Origin of the sequence: Burkholderia sp. Ac-20344 (genome assembly GCF_017104975.1) — a bacterium.
Classification (GTDB): Bacteria; Pseudomonadota; Gammaproteobacteria; order Burkholderiales; family Burkholderiaceae; genus Burkholderia.
In genome coordinates this window covers 20,713-28,749 of record NZ_JAAGPP010000122.1, presented here as the reverse complement: position 1 = coordinate 28,749, position 8,037 = coordinate 20,713, and the positions used below count along the sequence as shown (strand labels likewise).

The 8,037-nt window shown below is 61.7% G+C and carries 5 protein-coding genes and 1 pseudogene; 4 read left to right on the top strand and 2 right to left on the bottom strand.

Features of this window, described 5'->3' with window-relative positions:
• On the top strand, positions 1-972 hold a 972-nt coding region (locus G3N64_RS29500), incomplete at its 5' end, for an IS3 family transposase (protein WP_241021268.1).
• A gap of 24 nt (positions 973-996) precedes the next feature.
• Here G3N64_RS29500 and istB read toward each other — a convergent pair.
• On the bottom strand, positions 997-1,707 hold the full coding sequence (gene istB, locus G3N64_RS29495; protein ID WP_205787224.1) for an IS21-like element helper ATPase IstB: 711 nt from the start codon (positions 1,705-1,707) through the stop codon (positions 997-999).
• Entirely contained in the window at positions 1,700-3,205 is a 1,506-nt protein-coding gene (gene istA / locus G3N64_RS29490; protein ID WP_205787232.1) for an IS21 family transposase, read from the bottom strand. Before istA ends, istB begins: the two co-directional genes overlap by 8 nt.
• A gap of 435 nt (positions 3,206-3,640) precedes the next feature.
• Between istA and G3N64_RS29485 the strand changes: the two genes are divergently transcribed.
• From G3N64_RS29485 to G3N64_RS29475, 3 genes and pseudogenes are all read left to right on the top strand, one after another.
• A complete protein-coding gene (locus G3N64_RS29485; RefSeq protein ID WP_241021267.1) occupies positions 3,641-4,006 on the top strand; it encodes a hypothetical protein in 366 nt (121 codons plus the stop codon).
• A gap of 287 nt (positions 4,007-4,293) precedes the next feature.
• Entirely contained in the window at positions 4,294-4,827 is a 534-nt protein-coding gene (locus G3N64_RS29480) for a helix-turn-helix domain-containing protein (RefSeq protein WP_205787222.1), read from the top strand.
• A gap of 244 nt (positions 4,828-5,071) precedes the next feature.
• Positions 5,072-8,005: pseudogene (locus tag G3N64_RS29475) on the top strand (Tn3 family transposase).
• The last annotated feature ends 32 nt before the right edge of the window (positions 8,006-8,037 follow it).

Below are 8,037 nucleotides of genomic sequence, written 5' to 3'. Positions count from 1 at the left end.
TCGATGCCCATGCGGGCAATCGCAGGAGAGCACTGCTGGCTCATGGCACACCTCCGAGGACGGAAACAGGCGTCGGCCCAGATTACGCGATTACGGGAGGGGCGGACCATCCTATTAGTGGTGAGCGCGCCCGCCCGACGCCAGCAGGTCGCTTACGCGAAAGCGCGGGGCCTGTCGGAGAGACGTGCGTGCGCGCTGATGTTGGTGGCGCGATCGGCGCTGCATTACGAATCGACGCTCGCTGTGCGCGACGCGCCGGTGCTGGCGGCGATGGGCATTCTGTCGGCGCAGTATCCGCGTTATGGGTACCGGCGAATCCAGATTTTTCTGGAACGGCAAGGCCATCCGATGAGCGCGGATCGCGCATGGCGGCTTTGGCGTCTTGCGGGGCTGCAGGTGCCTCGCAAGCGTCCGCGCAGACGTGTGTCGGTCCGTCGTCCGCGGCCCCAGCCAGCGACGGCGGCTCGGCATGTCTGGGCGTATGACTTCGTGTTCGACGCCTGCGCTAACGGCCAGCAACTGAAATGCCTGACGGTGATCGATGAATACACACGGGAGTGCCTGGCCATCGATGTTGCGGGATCGATCCGCTCAGGGCGGGTCATCGATGTTCTGTCGAGACTGGTCAGCGTTCACGGCGCACCACGCTACCTGCGCTCAGATAACGGCCCGGAGTTCGTATCGCGGGCCATCCTGAAGTGGGCAGCGGATAGCGGGATGGAAATGGCGCTCAGTGATCCGGGCAAGCCTTGGCAAAATGGGGCAGACGAGAGCTTCAACGGTAAATTCCGCGACGAGTGCCTGAGCCTCGAATGGTTTCGGACACGCGCCGAGGCAATGGTCGTGATCGAGCAGTGGCGGCGTCACTACAACGCCGTCCGGCCGCATTCGAGTCTGGCGTATCTGACGCCCGACGAGTTCAAGCAGCAGTATTGTTCAACTGACGCAACCGAGGCCGTTCTCCAAGATTGAAATGGCCCGAAGAAATCAGGCAGGTCACCAGGATTCATTGCCGGTTTCGACGATGTGGCAGTGATGGGTGACGCGGTCCAGCAGCGCCGTCGTCATCTTTGCGTCCCCGAACACGGTCGCCCACTCACCGAAGCTGAGGTTGGTGGTGATCGCGACACTCGTGTGTTCATACAGCTTCGAGAGCAAGTGGAACAGCAATGCGCCACCGGTCTGGCTGAACGGCAGGTAGCCCAGTTCGTCGAGGATCACCAGGTCGACGTACATCAGCTTATGGGCGATCTGGCCTTGTTTGCCGATGGACTTCTCCTGCTCCAGTGCATTGGTCAGCTCGACGGTCGAGAAGTAGCGCACTCGCTTGCCGTGGCGCTGCACGGCCTCAATTCCGATCGCTGAGGCGAGGTGCGTTTTGCCGGTGCCGGGGCCACCGATGAACACGACGTTGTGTGCGCTTGCGAGGAACGACAGGTCACTGAGTTCTCGAACCAGCGCTTCGTCGACGTGCGCCTGCGCGAAGTCGAAGCCCTTCAGGTCGCGGTGAGCCGGGAAGCGAGCGGCGGTCATCTGATAGGCGATCGAGCGCACCTGTCGCTCCGCCGTCTCAGCCATCAGCAGCTGCTTCATGAAGCGCTCCGGGTCGAACTCCGTGTGACGCGACTGCGCCAGCAGCTCTGGCCAGGTGCTCGCCATGCCATGTAGTTTGAGCTCCTTGAGCTGGGCGGCGATGTCGTTAGACATGACGGTCCTCCGGTGGGTTGGCGCGCAGGGTTTCGTAGCGGCTCACGTCGGCGGCCGGCTCTTCGGTAAGCTGGAGTTTCGTCGTCGCGAGGTTGGTGCTCGTGGTGGGCGCCTTCAACCGGCTCAGCACGTTCAGAACGTGCTCCCCACTGGGGCGTCCCGAGTCCAGCGCTGCCTGCACGGCAAGCAGCACGGCATCGAGCCCGTGTTCGCGCACCGCGGCGAGCACCTGCGTCATGATGCGATCACCTCCCGGGTGCTTCAGTAGGTGCCGCTGCAACTGCTGCAGCGGCTGTGGCATCGTGACGAACGGAGCACCGTTGCGCAATGCGCCGGGTTTGCGCTCGACCAGCGTGATGTAATGGCGCCAGTCGTAGAAGGTCATGTGCCGCTCGAAGCTGCGTTCGTGGCGTGCGATCTCCTGGGCGTCGGCGACGACGCTGAGATATGCCGGATAGCAGCGCACGCTCACCAGCTGGTTCGTGTACTCGGTGGGCACGCTGTAGCGGTTGCGCTGGAAGTGGATGAGGCTGGTCGACGACACCCGCAGGGTCTGCTCGACATAGCCGTCGAACGGGCGTGGATTGGGCATCAGCCTGGTGCGCTCGTCCTGCAGCACGTCCTCGACCGTCAGCTCGGGCCACTGCGGGTGCCGCATCTGCCAGGCCTGACGACACTGGCCCGCGACCCATTCGTTCAGAATCTCCAGCGTTTCCCAGCGTCGTAGCGCAGCCTCGTGCCAGATCTGGCGGCGCCGGTCCTGCACGTTCTTCTCAACGATGCCCTTCTCCCAGCCGGCGGCACGGTTGCAGAATTCCGGCTCGAACAGGTAATGGCCGCACATTGCCTCGAAGCGGGCGCTGACCGCGCGCTCCTTGCCGCGGCCGACCTTGTCCACGGCGGTCTTCATGTTGTCGTAGATGCCGCGGCGCGGAACGCCGCCAAACGCGGCGAATGCGCGGGCGTGCGCATCGAACAGCATCTCGTGACTCTGGGTCGGATAGGCGACCAGCCAGAACGCCCGGCTGGCATTGAGCTTGACGTGGGCGACCTCCAGGCGTCGCCGCAACCCGCCGATGAAGGCGTATTCGCAGCTCCAGTCAAACTGGAATGCTTCGCCGGGTTCGAAGGCCAGCGGTACATAGGCCTTCCTGCGCGGGGCTTCAGCCTGCTCCTCGTGCCAGCGTCTCACGAAGGCGCTGACGTGGCCGTAGCTGCCGGCGTAGCCCTCGCCGCGGATGGCCTCGAACATGAACCGGGCCGTGCGCCGGTCACGCTTCGGGCGATGGCTGTCCGCCCGCAGCCAGCCCGTCAGCTGCGCGGCCCACTCGTCGACGACGCTCGGGCTGACGCGCTTCGGGTACTTCGGCTCAACGGCATCCGTTTGCCGAAGCCAGCTGCGCACCGTGTTCCGGGACAGGCCCGTGCGCCTGGCAATCTCGCGCAGCGGGACCTTCTCGCGGAAATACATCCGCCTGATCTTGGCCAATATGCCCACCGTGATCACCTCTGTATCCCCTGCTCAAAGATTGAGCAGGGCATTCAATCACGTGGGTCAAAATTCGATGAAAATTACTGCCTTAGGTGGGTCAGTTCTGCGTGGACATCAACAGCAGAACGTATCCAAGATCGCGCCCTGCCTTGCGTCGCCTCATTCCCGCATTGGCATCGCCATTGGGCAGGCCGTCCTGCGAATGTCGAACTTACCAGGCTTCAAAACCGTGCTCGCAAAATTTCTCTCGCCGAAAGCTGACGCCATTGACTTGCCCGATTACGGTAATTCCTCGACATAATCCGATAACGAAAAAGTCCACGTCGGTCATCCCGAGTAACACTTTGTAAGGTGCGTAGTGGTGGATCGGCATCCTTATAATATTCGGACAACCTGATTCAACGATCAGGGATCGATTAAATTATCAAGTAGAGGTGGAACATGTTTATTGTTAAGAAAGCACCGATCATGGCGCTCGCGGGGGTTCTGATTGCAAGTCTCGGTCAATCACCTGTCCTGGCACAAGGTATTGTTGGCTCGGCACTCGGCGGCGCAGCGGATATCACCGGTGCGGCACTGGGTGGCGCAGCCAATATCACAGGCACCGCGCTAGGCGGGGCAGCCGGCGTTACCGGGGCAGCGCTCGGGGGGGCGGCCGGCGTTACGGGAACGGCGCTCGGCGGGGCCGCTAATGTGACCGGCGCTGCACTCGGCGCGCCCAGATACGGCTACGACGATGAAGCGCCGCCACAGCGACCACAACGCCGCCACAAGCACCGCCACCACTATCAGCCAGACAGCTATTGACCGGACCACAGGCTGATTGAGGACTGAGGCTAGCTCAATTTCCGTCCAGACCTTAGTTGAAAAATTCCGGCTCCTTGGAGCGGGCTGAATCCCCCGATCGGTGCACTGGCGGGCAAATTCCGCCGGTGTCATCCACGGTAATGAGATGGCCTCGCTCGTTCGGACAGGGCGGTCTCAAGGTAAGCGACTCGGAGCGGCCGTTCGCTCACGGGGCCTGATCGAAGGTATCGTAGTTCCCACTAATTTTGAACTGAACCCCGAAGGTTGGACTCCGACCTGAAGGGACTATGGGAAAATACACGGACCAAGCCAAGCTGGCGGCCGTCAGAGATTACTGCTCCGGCGAGTCCGGCCTAAAAGCTGTTGCACAACGGCATGGCGTCGATGTTTCATCGCTGCGGCAATGGATTGCCGGCTATCGGGCTCATGGCGAGGAAGGCGTGCGGACAAAGAAGCGGGCTCCCACGAATTTCAGCGCTGAATTCAAACTTTCGGTACTGAAGCGGATGCACGAGGAAGGCTTGTCGCAGCGACAAACTGCAGCTCTGTTCAATATCCGCCGCTTCAACGTGATCGGCGAGTGGGAAGAGAAATTCAATCAAGGCGGTCCGAAAGCACTCGGCCGCGTGTCCGGCGAGCGCCGCAAGACGATGTCAAAGACGCCCTCTGACCAAGAGAAACAACAGAATTCCGATCACGATCGCAGCCGCCAGGACCTGATTGACGAGCTGAACAGCCTACGGATGGAGAATGCGTACCTAAAAAAGCTCGACGCCTTGGTTCAGGCGAACGGTCGGCAACCGCAAAAGAGCGAACGCTGATCGTGCTCGAGCTGAGGCAGCATTACCCGCTTGCCGGCCTGCTGCAACTTGCCGGGCTTGCTCGCAGCACGTTCTACTATCAGGGGTAATCGTCCTTTTCGTGCAAAATCTGGCGGTTTCGCCGGAGAGCCTTGTGCACCAAGGGTTTCATGGAGATTCCGACTATCGTCTGCTTTCTTGGCGGTGATGTGAGGTAAGCTACTTGCCCGCAATTTCCCATTGCGACCGTGACGGGAGGCAGCAGATGCCAGGCCTGGAGTTTCGGTATGTGGGGCAGGATCGCTTGCCGGCGCGATTGTCGGAGTTCGACGTCGAGCGTTACTTTGCGCTGAGCGACAGCGACGTGGCCGCGATCAACGACCGTTTCCGGCGCGATCGCCGTGCTGGCGCTGCCATCCAACTGGTCTTTCTGCGGGCCAGCGGTCACACGCTGGATCACGTCGGCACCCTGCCACGACATTTGCTGCGCTATGTCGGCGAGCGACTCGGTTTGCCGACACCGTCGATTGCGTCGCTGCGCACGCTCTACCAACGCTACAAGACTCAATACGAGCACCAGGTATGGGCGTGCGAGTATCTCGGACTGGCGTCGATGGGCGCTGACCAGTGGTCTGGCCTCGAAGCATGGATGCGGCAGGATGCTGCCGAATCGCTGACCCTCGACGAACTGGTGCAGCACGCGTACCACTGGCTGTACGAGCGGCGGCTTTTGATTCCCGCCGAGCGAACCTTACGGGACTTGGGGCGGGCGATCTGGGCCGAGGCAGAACGCGGGTTGCTCGTGACGATCCAGGCAACCGTCAGCGACGCCCAACTGGTGCGTGCCGACGCGGTTTTGTCCACACAACATAGTACCTCTGGGATGACCGTGCTCGAATGGCTGAAGACGCCTCCGGCACGGCACAGCCCGTCGACCATTACCGAGACCCTGTCGAAGGTCCGCTTCCTGAAGTCGCTCGGTGCCCACACATGGGACTTGGATGCGGTGCCGATCGAAAAGCAGCGCGCCTACGCGCTGCGCATATAGGCTCGACGGCCCGCCAAAGTTCGTGAACTCAAGGCTTCGACGCGCACGATCGAACTGATCTTTTTCCTGCACGTCACATTGCTGGAGCTGACTGACGCACTGCTATATCAAACGGGACGCCGTGTCTCCGACCTTGTCCGACGCGCCTACGATCGGACGACGGTCAAACAGGCTCGGTCCGCTGTCGAGTACCGACAGCAACTGATCTCGATCAAGGCGCTCGTCGACGATACGAGTCGGTCCGCACAGGACCGGCTCACCGAAATCAGTAAGCTGCTCGTGGATCTATCGGACAAACCGCCAACGAGTCACGCAGCCAGCGTCCGCGAAACGCTGACCGATGATCATCATCGCATCCGCAATCTGCTGGTGCCGTTACGCGAACTGGAATTGTCCGGCCGGGAGGCTGAGCCGAGCCTGCAACAACTCGAACTCCTCGGCACGTTGCACGACCGCGGCATAACCGAACTGCCCACCGACTGCGAGGTGCCCGTGAGCGCAAGCTGGCGGGATCTCGTCGAAGGCGAGGATCGCGTGCGGGCAATGCGAGCGCTCGAGGCTTCGGCAATTATGGGACTCCGCAAGAGCTTGCGACGCGGATCGGTGTGGATCAGTCATAGCCTGTCGTTCCGTGCTCGTGACCAACTACTGATCCCGCCCGCGCAATGGGAGCGCGAGCGTGACCGGCATGTCTCATCCCTCGGTCTGCCACACAAGGCTGAGCCATTCCTGGAGCGGCTGACGAGCCACCTGAAGGCGGGACTGTCCGCGCTCAACGAGGCGCTTGAGGCCGGACGTGTCACGATTGGGCCAGATGGTGCGTTGCACCTGTCAGCGCTCGAGGCGATGCCCACCGATGGCACCCCGAGGCGCACGCGCGACTTGATGTTCAAGGAAATCGGCACCACGCAGTTAGCCGATCTGCTCATCGAGATGGATGTTCACACCGGCTTCAGCGAAACGCTGCTGGCGCGTCGCGCGCGCGACGCGAACGAACTTGTGTCGTTGTATGCCGCGCTGATCGCGCACGGAACGGATCTCGATGCGAAGAGTGTCGTGGCGATGGTCCCGCAACTCGACTTGGCACCTATCGCGACGGCAATGCGGGCACTCGAAATGCCCGGACGATTGGCGCGAGCGAACGAGCGAGTGGTGGAATTCCAGCGCACCCATCCGATTACCGAACTGTGGGGCACCGGACGGCACGCATCCAGCGATTCGATGAGTCTGGACACGTCGCCGCATCTCTTTTACGCCCGCGTCGATCCGCGGCGCCGAACTCACGCGGTCGGCATCTATACGCACGTGCTGGATCAGCATGGCATTGTCTATAACCAACCGATCGTGCTGAACGAACGGCAGGCGGGCGTAGCCATCGAAGGTGTTCTGCGACATAACGAAAGTCGCGACGATGGCGGTCTGCAGCGACTCTCAGTCGACACGCATGGATACACGAGCGTCGGAATGGCCGTGTCGAAACTGCTCGGCTTCGACCTGTGCCCAGGCCTGCGCAATTTGGACGAGCGCAAGTTGTACTTGCCGCGCGGATTTGCTGTTTCCGAAGGTCTGGCGCCCGTCGTGGCACACGACGTTTCGCTCAAGGCAATTCGCGCTGGTTGGGACGAACTGTTGCGGCTCGTCGCCTCGATTCAGTCGGGCCGAGTCAGCGCGGTGGTCGCGCTGCAGCGGTTCGGCAGTGCCGCACAAGGTGATCCCGTGCATCGGGCCGCTGATCACCTCGGCAAGTTGTTGCGCACGCTTTTCCTGTGCGATTACTTCAGCAACGCGGCGTTCCGCCGAGAGCTGCATACGCTGCTCAATCGCGGAGAATCGGTACACCAGCTTCAGCGTGCCATCTACACCGGCCGGGTCGCACCCGAGCGCGGTCGGCGTCGCGACGAAATGGTCGCCATTTCGGGTTCGTTGACGCTGCTGACGAATCTCGTGATCGCCTGGAACACACAACGCATGCAGGCGACCGTGGACGCCTGGCGTCACAAGGGGCGGCAAGTCGACGACGAGTGGTTACGCAGGATGGGCCCCGCGCATTTTGCACACGTGAACTTTCGAGGTACCTTGAGCTTTCCCATCGACCAATACAGCGACGTCTTGCTGGAAGCCGCGCCGTGGCAACGTGGCACGGGATCATGAGTGAATGTAGCGAAAACGAACGAAGTCGTTCG